At 48.6% G+C, this 14,582-nt stretch carries 11 protein-coding genes; all 11 read right to left on the bottom strand.

Annotated features, from left to right (window positions below):
* Window positions 1–6: 6 nt before the first annotated feature.
* The 11 genes from fusA to nusG all read right to left on the bottom strand — a co-directional run bounded on the left by fusA (window position 7) and on the right by nusG (window position 14,574).
* Window positions 7–2,112: an elongation factor G gene (fusA, locus tag CA264_RS19385; protein ID WP_025609050.1), complete on the bottom strand. Its 2,106-nt coding sequence runs from the start codon at window positions 2,110–2,112 to the stop codon at window positions 7–9.
* A 3-nt stretch (window positions 2,113–2,115) separates the two neighbouring features.
* Window positions 2,116–2,583 carry a 30S ribosomal protein S7 gene (rpsG, locus tag CA264_RS19380; RefSeq protein WP_025609049.1) on the bottom strand — a complete coding sequence of 156 codons (468 nt, stop codon included), beginning with the start codon at window positions 2,581–2,583 and terminating at the stop codon, window positions 2,116–2,118.
* A gap of 18 nt (window positions 2,584–2,601) precedes the next feature.
* Complete coding sequence (rpsL, locus tag CA264_RS19375) at window positions 2,602–3,015, bottom strand: 30S ribosomal protein S12 (RefSeq protein ID WP_025609048.1); 414 nt, start codon at window positions 3,013–3,015, stop codon at window positions 2,602–2,604.
* A 104-nt stretch (window positions 3,016–3,119) separates the two neighbouring features.
* Complete coding sequence (locus tag CA264_RS19370; protein WP_025609047.1) at window positions 3,120–3,437, bottom strand: DUF3467 domain-containing protein; 318 nt, start codon at window positions 3,435–3,437, stop codon at window positions 3,120–3,122.
* A 7-nt stretch (window positions 3,438–3,444) separates the two neighbouring features.
* A complete protein-coding gene (gene rpoC / locus CA264_RS19365; protein ID WP_025609046.1) occupies window positions 3,445–7,761 on the bottom strand; it encodes a DNA-directed RNA polymerase subunit beta' in 4,317 nt (1,438 codons plus the stop codon).
* A 102-nt stretch (window positions 7,762–7,863) separates the two neighbouring features.
* A complete protein-coding gene (gene rpoB, locus CA264_RS19360; RefSeq protein ID WP_025609045.1) occupies window positions 7,864–11,736 on the bottom strand; it encodes a DNA-directed RNA polymerase subunit beta in 3,873 nt (1,290 codons plus the stop codon).
* 161 nt (window positions 11,737–11,897) lie between these two features.
* Window positions 11,898–12,278: a 50S ribosomal protein L7/L12 gene (gene rplL / locus CA264_RS19355; RefSeq protein ID WP_025609044.1), complete on the bottom strand. Its 381-nt coding sequence runs from the start codon at window positions 12,276–12,278 to the stop codon at window positions 11,898–11,900.
* 43 nt (window positions 12,279–12,321) lie between these two features.
* The gene (gene rplJ / locus CA264_RS19350; protein WP_025609043.1) at window positions 12,322–12,846 is read right to left on the bottom strand and encodes a 50S ribosomal protein L10; all 525 of its coding nucleotides are present in this window, start codon (window positions 12,844–12,846) and stop codon (window positions 12,322–12,324) included.
* A gap of 4 nt (window positions 12,847–12,850) precedes the next feature.
* Window positions 12,851–13,543, bottom strand: a complete 693-nt coding sequence (gene rplA, locus CA264_RS19345; RefSeq protein ID WP_025609042.1) for a 50S ribosomal protein L1 — start codon at window positions 13,541–13,543, stop codon at window positions 12,851–12,853.
* 14 nt (window positions 13,544–13,557) lie between these two features.
* A complete protein-coding gene (gene rplK, locus CA264_RS19340; RefSeq protein WP_025609041.1) occupies window positions 13,558–14,001 on the bottom strand; it encodes a 50S ribosomal protein L11 in 444 nt (147 codons plus the stop codon).
* A 12-nt stretch (window positions 14,002–14,013) separates the two neighbouring features.
* Window positions 14,014–14,574 (bottom strand): transcription termination/antitermination protein NusG, encoded by a 561-nt coding sequence (nusG, locus tag CA264_RS19335; protein WP_025609040.1) that lies wholly within the window; start codon window positions 14,572–14,574, stop codon window positions 14,014–14,016.
* Window positions 14,575–14,582: the final 8 nt, after the last annotated feature.

Below are 14,582 nucleotides of genomic sequence, written 5' to 3'. Positions count from 1 at the left end.
ATACTACTATTTAGCTGCTGTTCCTTTGATTTTAGCAATGATAGCATCTGCCAAGTTTTGTGGTACCTGCTCGTAATGAGAGAAAGTAAGCGAGGCAGTAGCTCTACCAGAAGTGATGGTACGTAAGTCAGTTACATAACCAAACAGTTCTGAAAGTGGAACATCAGCTCTTACCACTGTAGCAGTACCTTTGGTATCCATACCTTTCATGATACCTCTTCTTCTGTTCAAGTCGCCTGTCACCGGACCAGTGTACTCGTCTGGAGTAACCACATCAACGGCCATGATCGGCTCAAGAAGCTTAGGAGCACACTGCTTACCAGCCTCTTTGAAGCCTTGACGTGCTGCTAGTTCAAAAGAAAGTGAGTCAGAGTCAACATCGTGGAAGGAACCGTGGAACAGGCGAACTTTCATCGAGTCGATAGGGAAGCCTGCCAGGATACCGTTCTTCATGGCTTCTTCGAAACCCTTCTGAACTGCCGGGATGAATTCTTTTGGAATCACACCACCCACGATCGCATTCACGAACTCAAGGCCCTGCTTGCCGTCTTCACGTGGTCCCATTTCGAACACGATGTCGGCAAACTTACCACGACCACCTGACTGCTTCTTGAACACTTCTCTGTGCTCAACAGACTTGGTGATAGTTTCTTTGTAAGCAACCTGTGGAGCACCTTGGTTCAGTTCTACCTTGAACTCACGCTTCATACGGTCGATGATGATCTCCAGGTGAAGCTCGCCCATACCTCTAAGGATAGTCTGGCCTGTTTCTTCATCTGTGTTTACCTGCAGCGTAGGGTCCTCTTCGATCAGCTTAGCGATAGCCATACCCATCTTATCAGAGTCAGCCTGAGACTTAGGCTCGATAGCGTATCCGATAACCGGCTCTGGGAACTCCATAGACTCCAGAATGATCTTCGCGCTCTGGTCGCACAGCGTGTCACCAGTTTTGATATCTTTAAAGCCTACTACCGCACCGATGTCACCAGCACCCAGTCTTTCGATCTGGTTCTGCTTGTTAGCGTGCATCTGGAAGATACGGGAGATACGCTCTTTGTTGTTTGAACGTGTGTTGAATACATAAGAGCCAGACTCAAGCACACCTGAGTAAGCACGTACGAAGCACAGACGACCTACATAAGGGTCTGTAGCAATCTTGAACGCCAAACCAGCGAAAGGCTCATTCATGTCCGGCTTGCGAGAAATCTCAGCGCCAGTGTCTGGGTTGATGCCTTTGATGCTTTCCTTATCCAGTGGAGAAGGGCAAAGCGCCATCACGTAGTCAAGCATTGTCTGCACGCCTTTGTTCTTGAACGAAGAACCGCAAAGCATTGGAACAATGGCCATATCGATAGTTGCAGCACGAAGCGCAGCGATGATCTCGTCTTCAGAGATAGAGTCCGGATCTTCGAAGTATTTCTCCATCAAAGTCTCGTCGTACTCTGCCACTGCTTCCAGCAGCTTCTCTCTGTACTCTGCAGCTTCCTCTACCATGTCATCCGGAATTGGAACCTCGGTAAAGGTCATGCCTTTATCCTCTTCGTTCCAGATGATACCACGGTTGTTTACCAGGTCAACCACACCGCGGAAGTTGTCTTCAGAGCCGATTGGCAGCTGAAGGGCCACAGCGTTGCTACCCAGCATTTCCTTCACCTGCTTACAAACAGCAAGGAAGTCAGCACCTGAGCGGTCCATTTTGTTAACGAAACCGATACGTGCTACTTTATAGTTGTCAGCAAGGCGCCAGTTTGTCTCAGACTGAGGCTCTACACCGTCAACTGCTGAAAACAAGAACACCAGGCCGTCCAACACGCGCAGGGAGCGGTTTACCTCTACGGTAAAGTCAACGTGACCCGGCGTGTCGATGATGTTGATATGGTAGTTATCGCCTCTGTAAGGCCAGCTAACTGTTGTAGCAGCAGAAGTGATGGTAATACCTCTCTCTTGCTCCTGCTCCATCCAGTCCATGGTTGCAGCTCCATCGTGTACCTCACCTATCTTGTGGCTTACACCAGCATAGTAAAGAATACGCTCTGTGGTAGTTGTCTTACCAGCATCGATGTGCGCTGCAATACCAATGTTTCTTGTGTATTTAAGATCGCGATTGTTCATAATTTAGAATCTAAAGTGAGAGAACGCTTTGTTCGCTTCTGCCATTCTGTGCGTGTCGTCTTTTTTCTTAACGGCAGCACCTTCACCTTTAGCAGCTGCGATAATTTCACCTGCTAATCTGTCTTTCATTGTCTTCTCACCTCTCTTGCGAGAATAGGATATCATCCACTTGATACCCAGAGATACTCTGCGGTCCGGACGAACCTCAGTCGGCACTTGGAAAGTAGCACCCCCTACCCTGCGGCTTTTCACTTCGACAGATGGCATGATGTTGTTCAGTGCCTTCTTCCAAGTTTCCAGACCGTTTTCTTTGGTTCTTTGCTCTACTAGATCTACAGCGTCATAGAAGATACCATAGGCAACGCTCTTCTTACCATCTTCCATCAGATAGTTTACGAAACGGGTTACCAATGTCTCTTTGTATTTTGGATCTGGCAGGAGAATTCTACTTTTCGGCTTTGCTTTTCTCATTGTATTAAAACTCTATCGTTATTTCTTTTTACCCTTGCCTGCAGCTGCTGCTGGTTGACCTGGCTTTGGTCTCTTAGCACCATACTTAGAACGGGACTGAAGACGGCCGTTTACTCCTGCCGTATCCAGGGCTCCACGTACGATGTGGTAACGTACACCCGGAAGGTCTTTCACTCTACCACCTCTGATAAGCACAATAGAGTGCTCCTGCAGGTTGTGTCCTTCACCTGGGATGTAAGCGTTAACTTCTTTACCGTTGGTAAGTCTTACCCTGGCTACTTTACGCATCGCAGAGTTTGGCTTCTTTGGCGTAGTTGTATATACTCTAGTACATACACCACGGCGCTGTGGGCATGAATCTAAGGCAGGAGACTTTGACTTAAATGTCAACTTTTCTCTACCTTTTCTTACTAATTGCTGTATAGTAGGCATTTACTAGCTGTTAATTATAGATTTTTCCACTTTAAATTTTGGTCTGCAAAGGTATAAAATTCACTTTGCAATTTCAAAATTTTAATTCATTAATTCTCTGCACCTTAGGCCTCTCCTACTGTTCCGCCGAAGTTCATCGGAAAGGAAGGAGCCTCCTGAGATTGCTTGATTTCGCCGAAACTGGCCTCGAATTTCTTGACATTATCTGCCAGAGCAGCCAAAAGTCTTTTGGCGTGCTCTGGTGTGATAATTATTCTTGATTTTACTTTGGCCTTAGGCAGCCCCGGCATCAATCTTATGAAATCAATCACAAACTCGCTGCTGGAGTGGGCAATCATGGCAAGGTTTGCGTACTCGCCCTCAGCCACCTCCTCCGTCAGCTCAATGTTTATCTGATTCTGTTTCTGCAGATCTTCAGCCATGGCTCAGTTATTTATTTTGCAACTCTTGCTGCTTTGTTCTCGCTGTTGTCTTTTTAGACTCCACCAGCGCATCATACTCTTCCTGGCTACCCACGATCAGGTTCTGGTATTCACGCAGACCCGTACCGGCTGGGATCAGGTGACCTACGATCACGTTCTCCTTCAGTCCAAGTAGTTCGTCGGCTTTACCTTTGATAGCGGCTTCGCTCAGTACTTTCGTAGTCTCCTGGAACGAGGCAGCCGAGATAAAGCTTTGCGTACCCAGTGACGCCTGTGTAATACCCTGCAGCGTAGGACGAGAAACGGCTGGCTGTGCATCGCGCACTGTCACCAGGCGCAGGTCACGGCGCTTCAGGCTAGAGTTCTCATCGCGCAGGCGACGAGGTGTCACAATCTGACCTGGCTTCAGGTTGGTCGAGTCTCCGGCATCTTCCACAACTTTCATGTCGATGATGTGGTCGTTCTCTTCCATGAAGCTGATCTTATCAACTGTTTGATTCTCCAGGAAGCTGGTATCACCAGCATCCACTACCACTACTTTCTGCATCATCTGGCGCACGACAACCTCAATGTGCTTGTCGTTGATCTTCACACCCTGCAGACGGTATACTTCCTGAATCTCATTTACCAGGTACTCTTGTACCGCACCCGGGCCTTGAATATTCAGAATGTCTGTAGGCGTGATCGCTCCGTCTGATAACGGCATACCCGCACGGATAAAGTCATTATCCTGTACCAGGATGTGCTTGGAAAGCGGCACCATGTATTTCTTCTTCACGCCGTCTTTCGACTCGATGAAGATTTCACGGTTACCACGCTTCACGCTACCGTATGTAACCACACCGTCGATCTCAGACACTACCGCCGGGTTGGACGGGTTACGCGCTTCGAACAACTCCGTCACGCGTGGCAGACCACCCGTAATGTCTCGTGTTTTACCGATAGCACGCGGTATCTTCACCAGGATCTGTCCAGCTTTGATCTTCTCGCCGTTCTCTACAGTCAAGTGAGCACCTACCGGAATGTTATAGCCTTTCGGCTCACCGTTTTTCGGGTTCACCACAATAGCAGGGTTCTGCGTCTTGTCTTTCGTGTCGATGATTACCTTCTCACGGTAACCTGTCTGCTCATCTGACTCCTCACGGTAAGTAACACCTTCGATGATGGATTCGTAAGAGATTTCGCCATCGAACTCGGAAAGGATAACCGCGTTATAAGGGTCCCAGTTACACAGGATCGCGCCCTTTTCAACTACCTGTCCTTCATTCACATGCAGGAATGAACCATATGGTACGTGGTTGCTGATCAGCAGCTTTCCTGTATTAGGATCTACTACTTTCACTTCACCTGAACGGCCCATCACCACTTTAACCGGCTCTCCTTCGTTGTTCACTGTATCCAGTGAGCGAACGTCTTCGAACTCGATCTTACCGCCAAACTTCGCCAGGATGGTTGCCTCTACCGCAATGTTAGAAGCCGTACCACCTACGTGGAATGTGCGGAGTGTCAGCTGTGTACCCGGCTCACCGATAGACTGTGCGGCAATTACACCTACAGCCTCGCCCTTCTGCACCATGAAGCCTGTCGCCAGGTTACGGCCGTAGCACTTGCCGCATATACCGCGCTTAGACTCACAAGTCAGCACGGAGCGGATCTCAACAGACTCGATCGACGTGTTTTCAATAGCACGGGCGATCTCTTCTGTGATCTCCGTACCTGACGCCACGATGAGATCGTTTGAGATTGGGTCAAACACATCATGCACTGCCACTCGGCCCAGGATACGCTCAGACAGAGACTCTACAATATCTTCGTTGTCTTTCAGTGCGCTCACTTCCAGACCACGCAGCGTACCACAGTCTTCCTCGTTCACGATCACGTCCTGCGATACGTCTACCAGACGACGCGTCAGGTAACCGGCATCGGCCGTTTTAAGGGCCGTATCCGCAAGACCCTTACGGGCACCGTGTGTAGAGATAAAGTACTCGATTACATCCAGACCTTCCTTAAAGTTAGAAAGGATCGGGTTCTCGATAATCTCACCAACGGAACCTTGCAGGGACTTCTGAGGCTTGGCCATCAGACCTCTCATACCACCCAACTGACGGATCTGCTCTCTTGAACCACGGGCTCCGGAGTGCATCATCATGAAGATGGAGTTAAAGCCTTGGTCTTCGTTCTCCAGGCGGCGCATCAACGTTTCCGTAATCTGGTTGTTGATACGTGTCCAGATGTCAATAACCTGGTTGTAGCGTTCGTTGTCCGTGATCAGACCCATAGAGTAGTTTTGCCATACAGCATCTACATCCTTTTTAGCCTGCTCTACCAACACTTCCTTCTCAGCCGGGATGTTGATATCACCAAGACCCATTGACAGACCTCCTTTGTAGGCAGACTGGAATCCTAGTGTTTTGATATCGTCCAGGAACTGGGCTGTACGTGCCATGCCCGTTTCCTTAAATACTCTTGAAATGATCTGCTGCAGCTTTTTCTTAGTCAGCAGTTCATCGATATATCCTACCTCTTCCGGTACAAACTGGTTGAAGATTACACGGCCGGCAACTGTCTCGATCAGCTTTGTCTCGAGTTCGCCTTGCTCGTTCTTAACCTTTGTTCTTACCTTGATGTAGGCGTGCTTAGAGATTCGCTTCTCGTTGGTGGCAATCACCACTTCCTCCGCAGAGTAGAAGCTCATTCCTTCGCCTTCGATCTTTTCGTTCTCTGTGCTGCGCTTTCCTTTTGATACATAGTATAAACCAAGTACCATGTCCTGAGAAGGTACCGCAATTGGAGCACCGTTTGCAGGGTTCAGGATGTTGTGCGACGCCAGCATCAGCATAGAGGCTTCCAGTACGGCAGCAGGTCCTAGTGGAACGTGCACCGCCATCTGGTCACCGTCAAAGTCGGCGTTGAATGCCGTACACACCAGTGGGTGCAACTGGATCGCCTTACCTTCGATCAGTTTCGGCTGGAAGGCCTGAATACCTAATCTGTGGAGTGTAGGAGCACGGTTGAGGAGCACTGGGTGGCCTTTCAGCACGTTCTCCAGGATGTCCCACACAACAGGGTCCTTACGGTCAACTATTTTCTTCGCTGACTTTACCGTCTTTACGATGCCTCTTTCGATCAGCTTGCGGATGATGAACGGCTTGAAGAGCTCAGCTGCCATGTTCTTAGGCAGACCGCACTCGTGCAGCTTCAGTTCAGGACCAACCACGATTACCGAACGGCCAGAGTAGTCCACACGCTTACCAAGCAAGTTCTGACGGAAACGTCCTTGCTTACCTTTCAGCATGTCAGAAAGCGACTTCAGCGCCCGGTTACCTTCTGCACGAACAGCGTTCACTTTACGTGAGTTGTCGAACAGGGAGTCTACCGCTTCCTGCAGCATTCGCTTCTCGTTACGGAGGATCACCTCAGGGGCTTTGATCTCGATCAGACGCTTCAGACGGTTGTTACGGATAATCACACGTCTGTACAGGTCGTTCAAGTCAGAGGTAGCGAAACGGCCACCGTCCAACGGAACGAGTGGGCGAAGCTCCGGCGGGATAACAGGCACCATGCGGATAACCATCCACTCCGGTCTGTTTTCGATACGTGTGGTGGCATCACGGAAGGCTTCCACTACGCGCAGACGCTTCAAGGCCTCAGCTTTACGCTGCTGCGATGTTTCGTGTGCGGCTGCGTGGCGCAGCTCGTAAGACAGATCATCCAGGTTGATGCGCTCCAGCAGCATTTGCAGGGCCTCGGCACCCATTTTCGCGATGAACTTGTTTGGATCATTGTTATCCAACATTTGGTTCTCGCGTGGCAGTTTATCCACCATGTCCAGGTACTCGTCTTCTGTCAGGAAGTCCAGCGTGTTTACGCCGTCTTCCGCCAGGATACCTGGTTGAATAACTACATATCTTTCATAATAGATAATCTGGTCGAGCTTCTTTGTTGGCAAGCCCAGCAGATAACCTATTTTGTTTGGAAGAGATTTGAAGTACCAGATGTGCGCAACCGGAACTACGAGCTCAATATGGCCCATACGCTCACGACGCACTTTTTTCTCCGTCACCTCTACACCGCAACGGTCGCAGATGATGCCTTTGTATCTGATTCTTTTATACTTTCCGCAGTGGCATTCCCAGTCCTTTACGGGTCCGAATATTCTTTCGCAGAACAGACCACCCATCTCAGGCTTATAGGTTCTATAGTTTATGGTCTCAGGCTTTACTACCTCTCCGTTGGAACGCTCCAGGATTGACTCCGGCGAAGCCAAGCTGATCGTAACTTTAGAGAAGTCCTGAGTTAGCTTTTTATTTTTCGCAAATGCCATATTATTAGAATAATGTCGATACAATGAATATGCGTTACAGCTTAACCTGTATAAGTATGCAAAGCGCTTTGGCTTATGCCGCAGCGCTTTGCTTTATACTTGTTACTCTAACGTAATCTCCAGAGCCAATCCTCTCAACTCGTGAATCAACACGTTGAATGATTCCGGGATGTTTGGCTTCGGCAGCACGTCGCCTTTCACGATTGACTCGTAGGCTTTCGCACGACCGATCACGTCGTCAGATTTAACTGTAAGTATTTCTTGCAGCACGTTTGAAGCTCCGAAGGCCTCCAACGCCCACACCTCCATTTCACCGAAACGCTGACCACCAAACTGCGCTTTACCGCCCAGTGGCTGCTGCGTGATCAATGAGTATGGACCGATAGAACGGGCGTGCATCTTATCGTCAACCAAGTGGCCCAGTTTCAGCATGTAAATCACACCTACTGTTACCGGTTGGTCAAAGCGATCACCACTCAGGCCATCGAACAGGTACGAACGGCCGAAGTGCGGCAGTCCGGCCTCAGCCAGCTCAGCAGAAACCTGCTCTTCTGTGGCACCGTCAAATATTGGCGTAGCGTATGTTCTACCCAATCTTAACCCGGCCCATCCAAGTACAGTTTCGTAGATCTGACCGATGTTCATCCTTGAAGGTACACCAAGTGGGTTCAGTACGATATCCATCGGTGTTCCGTCTTCCAGGAACGGCATGTCTTCTTCGCGTACGATACGGGCTACAACCCCCTTGTTACCGTGGCGGCCGGCCATCTTATCACCCACTTTCAGCTTACGCTTCTTAGCGATGTATACTTTCGCCAGCTGCACGATACCTGCTGGTAACTCATCACCTACCTCCAGTGTGAAACGCTCACGCTTGAAGTGCGCGGATACGATGTTGCGGCGCTTGTTATAGTTCTTCACAAGCTCCACCAGCATGCTGTTTGTGCTGTCGTCGGTGGTCCAGTTCTCCAGAATAAGATCTTTGAACATGTTCACCTCTTCCGGCACCGCGTAGTTGCTTTCGTCCTTGTAAGGGTTCTTCTCAGGGAACAGCGCATCGATGATGTTCTTTCTGCTGAACTTAGACCCTTTCGTCAGGATTTCATCGCCGAACTTGTGACGGATGCCTTGAGACGTTTTGCCTTCCAGCAGTTCCACCAGCTTGTCCACCATCACATTCTTGATGGCTGTCAGCTCCTTCGAGTATTTTACCTTCAGCTCTTCTACCTCTTTCTTAGACTTGGCCCGAAGGTTTTTGTCTTTCTTAGGACGAGAGAAAAGTTTTGTGTCTATTACCACACCGTTCAGTGATGGCGGCGCTTTAAGCGAGGCATCCTTCACATCGCCGGCTTTATCACCGAAGATGGCTCTCAGCAGTTTCTCCTCCGGCGTTGGGTCCGTCTCACCTTTCGGCGTGATCTTACCGATCAGGATGTCTCCCTCACGCACCTCAGCACCGATACGGATGATACCGTTCTCATCCAGGTTGCGTACGGCTTCCTCACTCACGTTCGGGATCTCAGAAGTAAGCTCTTCCTCGCCACGTTTCGTCTCACGCACTTCCAGCTCGAATTCTTCGATGTGGATAGAGGTAAACACGTCGTCGCGAACAACTTTCTCTGAGATTACAATAGCATCCTCAAAGTTGTACCCTTGCCATGGCATGAACGCCACCTGCAGGTTACGGCCCAGGGCAAGCTCACCATTGTTCGTGGCGTAGCCTTCGCACAGCGGCTGTCCCTTTGTTACGCGCTCGCCTTTCTTAACAAGCGGCGTCAGGTTGATGCACGTATCCTGGTTTGTTCTTCTGAACTTGATCAGGTTGTAAGTCACGTACTCAGCGTCGAAGGAAACAAGTTTCTCCTCGTGCGTCAGGTCGTACTTCACAACGATCTTGTTAGCATCTACAAAGTCAATCACACCTTCGCCTTCGGCGATCACAAGCGCTCTTGAGTCTATCGCTGCTCTTCCTTCCAGGCCTGTACCTACGATCGGAGCCTGAGGCTTCAGAAGTGGCACTGCCTGACGTTGCATGTTCGATCCCATCAGGGCACGGTTGGCGTCATCATGCTCCAGGAACGGAATCAGAGAAGCCGCAACCGATACAATCTGGTTCGGGGCAACGTCCATATATGTATAGGTGTTCGGAGCTTCCACAGGGAAGTCACCTTCGAAACGACCTTTTACAGTTGGGTTGATAAAGTTACCGTCCTCATCAATGATGGCGTTGGCCTGTGCGATGTGGTGGGTATCTTCTTCTTCGGCTGTGAGGTACTCGACAGAACCGTCTACAACCACTTTACCTTCGATCACCTTTCTGTAAGGCGTCTCGATAAAGCCCATGTGGTTCACGCGGGCGTGCACGCACAGGGAAGAAATCAGACCGATGTTCGGGCCTTCCGGTGTCTCAATGGTACACAGACGGCCGTAGTGTGTGTAATGAACGTCACGTACTTCGAAACCGGCACGCTCTCTAGACAGACCGCCTGGCCCCAGTGCAGATACACGACGCTTGTGCGTCACCTCTGCCAGCGGGTTGGTCTGGTCCATGAACTGAGAAAGCTGGTTTGTTCCGAAGAACGAGTTGATCACAGAAGACAGCGTACGGGCGTTGATCAGGTCAACCGGTTTGAAGTCTTCGTTGTCGCGCACGTTCATACGCTCTTTGATGGTACGGGCCATACGGGCCAGACCAACACCGAACTGGGCATACAGCTGCTCTCCCACCGTTCTTACACGGCGGTTGCTCAAGTGGTCAATATCATCCACTACAGCCTTCGAGTTGATCAGACCGATCAGGTACTTCACGATCAGAACGATGTCCTCGTTGGTCAGCACTTTCGCCTCCCAGTTGGTATCCAGGCCAAGCTTTTTGTTGATTCTGTAGCGTCCAACTTCGCCCAGGTCATAACGCTTGTCAGAGAAGAACAGCTTCTGGATAATATCGCGGGCTGTTTCAACGTCTGGCGCCTCTGTGTTACGCAGCTGGCGATAGATCTGCTCCACGGCTTCCTGCTCTGAGTTAGAGTTGTCTTTCTGAAGCGTGTTGTAGATGATCGCGTAGTCAGCGATGTTCACGTTCTCGCGGTGCAGGATAATGGACTGCACGCCAGAGTCAAGGATAATGTCTATATCTTCTGGAGTTATCTCTGAGTCACGCTCTAAGATAACTTCGTTACGGTCGATGGAAACTACCTCGCCAGTATCCTCATCCACGAAGTCCTCCGTCCATGTTCTCAGAACACGGGCAGCCAGCCTGCGGCCAACTGAGTTCTTCAGTGTGTTTTTGTCTGCAGGGATTTCTTCTGAAAGCCCGAACAGATCCAGGATATCTTTATCCGTACCATATCCAATGGCACGAAGCAACGTAGTAACAGGGAACTTCTTCTTACGGTCGATGTAAGCGTACATAACGTTGTTCACGTCAGTGGCAAACTCAACCCAGGACCCTTTAAAAGGAATAATTCTGGCAGAGTAAAGCTTTGTACCATTCGTGTGCTTGCTCTGGGCAAAGAACACGCCTGGTGAACGGTGCAACTGCGATACAATAACACGTTCAGCCCCATTGATCACAAAGGAGCCTTTTTCGGTCATGTACGGGATGTTGCCTAAGAACACCTCCTGCTCTATCGTTTCAAAGTCCTCGTTATCCTCGTCGTTACAGATCAGGCGAAGCTTTGCTTTTAATGGAACAGAATAGGTAAGGCCCCTGTCGATGCTTTCATCTACAGAGTATTTTGGAGGATCTATATGATAGTCGATAAACTCCAGTACGAAGTTTTCGCGTGAATCGGAGATAGGAAAGTTCTCGGCAAACACCTTAAACAAGCCTTCCTGCGCTCTATTTTCAGCCGGTGTTTCCAACTGAAAGAAGTCCTGAAACGACTGAACCTGAACATCTAGGAAGTCAGGGTAGTCAATAACAGGCTTGATAGAGGCGAAATTGATTCTATCTGTCGTTTTATTCTTAGCCAAAGCCTTGGAATTTTACGTTTATAATCATTTACTGGCACACAGAGTCCAAAACAGCTGTGGGCAAAAAAAAGATCCAATTTTATTTGAATCTATATACAAACAGGAAAAGACCTGACGAATTTGCCAGGTCTACCTGTTCTCAGTATGTTGATAAAGCGAGATTATTTAACCTCCACTTCAGCACCAGCTTCTTCCAAAGATTTCTTCAGTGAGTCTGCTTCGTCTTTCGCAACACCTTCTTTCAGTGTCTTAGGAGCACCGTCAACTAGCTCTTTCGCCTCTTTCAGGCCAAGACCAGTCAGCTCTTTTACAAGCTTAACTACCGCTAGTTTCTGAGCACCAGCTGACTTAAGGACTACGTCAAAAGAAGTTTTCTCTTCTGCAGCAGCTCCACCTTCAGCAGCACCACCACCAGCAACCATTACTGGAGCAGCAGCAGCAGGCTCGATGCCATACTCATCCTTAAGGATAGTAGCTAGTTCGTTAACTTCTTTAACAGTTAAGTTTACTAACTGCTCAGCGAATGCTTTCAAATCTGCCATTTTTATAGAAATTAAAAGTTACTTATTGATTACGTTTTTTAAATTATTCTTTTTCTGATAAAGTTTTCAAGATGCCGGCCAGTTTACCGCCGCTGCTCTGAAGGGCAGATACCACGTTCTTCGCTGGAGACTGAAGCAGACCAATAATATCGCCGATAAGCTCATTTTTGGACTTGATTTCAGACAGAGTTTTCAGCTGCTCATCGCCAATGAAAATGCCACTGTCGATAAAAGCACCTTTCAGCAGAGGAAGCGTGTTGCCTTTCTTTCTGAAGTCCTGGATCAGTTTCGCAGGTGCATTGCCTGACTCTTGCGAGAACAGGATACCGGAAGCGCCCTTTAAAACATTATCCAGCGCAGAAGTGTCAGCTTCTAAAGTATCTAGCGCTTTCTTGATAAGAGTGTTTTTGTACACTTTGTATTCGATACCACGATCGAATGCCATTCTTCTGAACGCATTGATGCCAGCTACACTCATCGTGGAAGCATCAGTTATGTAGAAGTAGTTAGTGGTAGCTAACTTCTCGCTCAGGTCTTTTACGATTATCTCTTTTTCTTCCCTGGTCATGTTCTTAGATAGCTGAGTTCTTTTCAACGGTTACCGCCGGGCTCATTGTGCTAGACAATGTAATGCTCTTGATGTAAGTTCCTTTTGCAGAAGCTGGCTTCAAACGGTTCAGGGTCTGGATAACCTCGTTTGCGTTTGCTGCAAGTTGCTCAGCAGAGAAAGACACTTTTCCGACGCTTGTGTGGATGATACCGAATTTGTCAACTTTGAAGTCGATTTTACCGGCTTTCACCTCTTTAACAGCTTTCGCTACATCTTGAGTAACGGTACCCGACTTAGGGTTTGGCATCAGGTTACGAGGACCTAAGATTCTACCCAAACGACCTACTTTAGCCATAACTGCAGGCATCGTGATGATTACGTCAACATCCGTCCATCCTTTTTCGATTTTCTGGATATAATCATCAAGACCAACGAAGTCAGCGCCAGCTTCTCTAGCTTCCTCCTCTTTGTCCGGAGTAACTAGGGCAAGTACTTTTACTTCTTTACCAGTACCATGAGGCAATGTAACGATACCACGAACCATCTGATCTGCTTTTCGTGGATCTACGCCTAAACGTACATCAATATCAACAGAGGCATCAAACTTTGTGAAGGTAATGTCCTTTACAACTGAAGCGGCATCTGTTAAAGAATACTCTTTCGTTAGATCGGCTTTCGCTAAAGCCGCTTTTCTATTTTTTGAAATCTTCGCCATTTTCCTTCAACTTGTTATTCGTTCCACGGAGCTGTGCCAGATACGGTGATTCCCATGCTTCTTGCTGTTCCTGCTACCATTTTCATGGCTGACTCCAGTTTGAAAGCATTCAGGTCAGGCATCTTCGTTTCAGCAATCTCTTTGATCTGATCCCATGATACCGAGCCAACTTTGTTACGGTTAGGCTCTTTGGAACCGCCTTTGATTTTAGCGGCGTCCATCAGCAACACTGGAGCAGGTGGAGTTTTAACAACGAAGTCAAACGACTTGTCTGCGTAAATAGTAATCAAAACTGGTAACACCTGGCCTGCCTTATCCTGTGTTCTAGCATTGAACTGCTTACAGAACTCCATGATGTTAAGACCTTTAGAACCAAGTGCAGGTCCAACCGGTGGCGATGGGTTCGCGGCACCTCCCTTTATCTGAAGCTTCAGATAACCTTTTATTTCCTTTGCCATTATATGTATTTACTACGATTCTTTTTCTACTTGCATGTAGTTCAGCTCAACCGGTGTGTTTCTTCCGAAGATCTTCACCATTACGTTCAGCTTCTTACGCTCCTCGAACACCTCTTCCACCGTACCGGAGAAACCGCTGAATGGACCATCCATTACTTTTACAATCTCCCCAACTACAAATGGCGTGTCAAGTACTTCTGTCTGCTCTTCTGCCTCGTCTACAGTACCCAGTATTCTGTTTACCTCCGACTGGCGCAGCGGCACCGGCTTTTTACTTGCCGCACCCTTCTCCTCAGTACCTAAGAAGCCGATGACACCCGGCGTACTGATAATAATGTGTTCTGCTTCACCGTGAGAGAGGTCGGCGTGCACCAGCACGTAGCCTGGGAAAAAACTACGCTCTCTGATTCGTTTCTTGCCGCCTCGCATTTCGTATACTTTCTCTGCCGGTATCAACACCTGCGGAACATACTCATCGAGGTTGTGCCTCATTATCTCATTCTCCAGGTAAGCTTTCGCTTTTTTCTCCTGGCCACTAACCGCACGAACTACATACCACTTTAAATCAGCCATAGACTTTA

The sequence above is a fragment of the Pontibacter actiniarum genome (assembly GCF_003585765.1).
Classification (GTDB): Bacteria; Bacteroidota; Bacteroidia; order Cytophagales; family Hymenobacteraceae; genus Pontibacter; species Pontibacter actiniarum.
The sequence above is the reverse complement of the archived record's forward strand: the minus strand, read 5'-3'. Positions and strand labels throughout refer to the sequence as shown.

What these genes read in the sequence shown, in the direction of transcription:
- fusA (WP_025609050.1), bottom strand. Translation starts at nt 2,112, where the DNA reads ATGAACAATCGCGATCTTAAATACACAAGAAACATTGGTATTGCAGCG.
- rpsG (WP_025609049.1), bottom strand. Translation starts at nt 2,583, where the DNA reads ATGAGAAAAGCAAAGCCGAAAAGTAGAATTCTCCTGCCAGATCCAAAA.
- CA264_RS19370 (WP_025609047.1), bottom strand. Translation starts at nt 3,437, where the DNA reads ATGGCTGAAGATCTGCAGAAACAGAATCAGATAAACATTGAGCTGACG.
- rplL (WP_025609044.1), bottom strand. Translation starts at nt 12,278, where the DNA reads ATGGCAGATTTGAAAGCATTCGCTGAGCAGTTAGTAAACTTAACTGTT.
- rplK (WP_025609041.1), bottom strand. Translation starts at nt 14,001, where the DNA reads ATGGCAAAGGAAATAAAAGGTTATCTGAAGCTTCAGATAAAGGGAGGT.
- rpoC (WP_025609046.1), bottom strand. Translation starts at nt 7,761, where the DNA reads ATGGCATTTGCGAAAAATAAAAAGCTAACTCAGGACTTCTCTAAAGTT.
- nusG (WP_025609040.1), bottom strand. Translation starts at nt 14,574, where the DNA reads ATGGCTGATTTAAAGTGGTATGTAGTTCGTGCGGTTAGTGGCCAGGAG.
- rplA (WP_025609042.1), bottom strand. Translation starts at nt 13,543, where the DNA reads ATGGCGAAGATTTCAAAAAATAGAAAAGCGGCTTTAGCGAAAGCCGAT.
- rplJ (WP_025609043.1), bottom strand. Translation starts at nt 12,846, where the DNA reads ATGACCAGGGAAGAAAAAGAGATAATCGTAAAAGACCTGAGCGAGAAG.
- rpsL (WP_025609048.1), bottom strand. Translation starts at nt 3,015, where the DNA reads ATGCCTACTATACAGCAATTAGTAAGAAAAGGTAGAGAAAAGTTGACA.